Consider the following 1,808-nt stretch of genomic DNA (forward strand, 5'->3'; position numbering starts at 1 on the left):
GCTCTAAACTATCAGTAACTATCTCAAAGCTTTATGATTACGTTTTCACGAAGATATCAAAGCTTGCTCTCAAAGCTTTGAACAGTCTGGCTTTGGAGTTTTCGGACAAGTCTAATAGTGCTACTTGCCAAAAATTCAGCCGACAGAAGGTCGCAGAGATAATATTTAACCTAAGTTCGGTATAAGAACTCCGAAACTGCCACCAATGCGCTACAGGAACAATAGTTAAGACAAGTTACTGTATAGCTATACAAGTAGCTAGGTTATTGACAGCACGCCTCTTTGCTGACTTCAACAGGTTTAATATCTCGCACTTGTGAGTCAGCCAAAACTTTGTAAATCTCCCAAGGCGCGCCATCTGGGTCATGCACCCATACTTTATCTTGAAGAGCATAGCAACAAGTCACTTTTTCCTCTGGTTGAGTTAAAAGCCCAAGTTGTTGTAGGCGATCGCTTGCAGTGACTACTTCATCCGTTGTCTCGACCTCCACACCCAAATGATTCAAAGTGCCAGCCGCCTCTGCATTCTCAATTAGTACTAACTTCAGAGGAGGTTGAGCGATCACAAAGTTGGCGTAACCGGGGCGGCGTTTTGCAGGCTCAGTACCAAAAAGCTTGCTATAGAAATCAACCGCAGCATCGAGATTACCAACATTAAGCGCAAGTTGAACACGGGACATGGCAGTTCTCCTTAAGGTCATTTTGGGAACAATAATGCTTTGCAGATGGCACGTCTTGTTAACTTGCACATAATTTCCAAGTTGCGCTATGATTCTGCATTATATATACCTTACCAAAACCCTGATCCTAATCGTCGCTCTCGCCGTAAATACGGTAACAGGCTGAATTATTGTAATATAGCTGACGCATAATGCAGTGCTTCATGCGATCGCTGTAAGCAAGATTTGCAGTACTTATACAGAGGTATAAATAGTTATCAAAGTATAAACTAATTACTGGTAAAAGGTGATAGTAGTAAATTTATATACTCTATTTATGTGAGTAACTTGGTAGAGTATTTTTGTGAAAGTGTGCCAATGTAAGCGATCGCTTCTCCTCTGCCCGATGAACAACCGCCCTCCACAGCCTACGATTGCTCCTTGGGGTAATGGTGTATTTATGTTTGACCAGATTTTGACAACCATTGGTTAACACGCATTCAGCCAAGGGTGTTACATTGAGCTTGGTTTACTGCGTCTAATCCTTGGATAATGCAGCTTTAAAAGTTTTTTGCTCATTTTGCATAAATTACAAAACTTGAACTGAAGAGTATTACATAGCGAACGAATTAGATGTAAAGCAGGGACAAGATTTTAAAAGTCCTTTATTTAATTCCCCCTTTAGAGAAACGCTGCTCTGGTCATGCCCCAGGGCAGTTTTTTTGTAGGTAGGCAAAATACAGTTTGCACCCACTGCCAACAATCGAGTTACACATGCAGCGCGTTGTTTACTCGCTGTAACCGGAATATTGCGATAGAGTCCGTAAAAGCGTTAACCTCAGTGTAGCAAGTATAAACCCTGATCAGCAGTAAAACTCTTAGTACAGGAATTTAAGCAATGGCAAAGATTCAGCAGATTTGGCAACATTGGATTCCTGGACTGCTTGAGAAAACAGTAAAGCGTGGAGAAACAGTGGAGTCGGGAGCAGAAGTTACTAAAGCTGCATTCAATTCATTATGAAACCTTTGTTCAAATGTATCCGCTCGGTAAATCGGGGTAGAAAGAAAAAATCAGAATGTAGATTGGTAGACACGGCGTTATAAAATATGATATATGACGCAAAAATCATCTGCTGGGAACTTAGTATC

General features: G+C 41.2%; 4 protein-coding genes and 1 pseudogene. 4 read left to right on the plus strand and 1 reads right to left on the minus strand.

Features of this window, described 5'->3' with window-relative positions; all coding sequences use genetic code 11:
• Window positions 1-185 (plus strand): hypothetical protein (locus H6G97_RS52100; RefSeq protein WP_206759186.1); only part of this gene is annotated, 185 nt, incomplete at its 5' end.
• Window positions 186-263: 78 nt separating this feature from the next.
• On the opposite strand, the gene H6G97_RS50780 is transcribed toward H6G97_RS52100, so the two are convergent.
• On the minus strand, window positions 264-680 hold the full coding sequence (locus H6G97_RS50780; RefSeq protein ID WP_190947740.1) for an ArsI/CadI family heavy metal resistance metalloenzyme: 417 nt from the start codon (window positions 678-680) through the stop codon (window positions 264-266).
• 15 nt (window positions 681-695) lie between these two features.
• Here H6G97_RS50780 and H6G97_RS50785 point away from each other — a divergent pair.
• From H6G97_RS50785 to H6G97_RS55265, 3 genes and pseudogenes are all read left to right on the plus strand, one after another.
• A pseudogene (locus tag H6G97_RS50785) lies at window positions 696-863 on the plus strand (transposase); the annotation flags it as partial.
• 160 nt (window positions 864-1,023) lie between these two features.
• Window positions 1,024-1,152 carry a hypothetical protein gene (locus H6G97_RS55260; RefSeq protein WP_277883492.1) on the plus strand — a complete coding sequence of 43 codons (129 nt, stop codon included), beginning with the start codon at window positions 1,024-1,026 and terminating at the stop codon, window positions 1,150-1,152.
• A 405-nt stretch (window positions 1,153-1,557) separates the two neighbouring features.
• Window positions 1,558-1,680, plus strand: a complete 123-nt coding sequence (locus H6G97_RS55265) for a hypothetical protein (protein WP_277883493.1) — start codon at window positions 1,558-1,560, stop codon at window positions 1,678-1,680.
• The last annotated feature ends 128 nt before the right edge of the window (window positions 1,681-1,808 follow it).

Source organism: Nostoc flagelliforme FACHB-838, assembly GCF_014698065.1.
Taxonomy (GTDB): Bacteria; Cyanobacteriota; Cyanobacteriia; order Cyanobacteriales; family Nostocaceae; genus Nostoc; species Nostoc flagelliforme_B.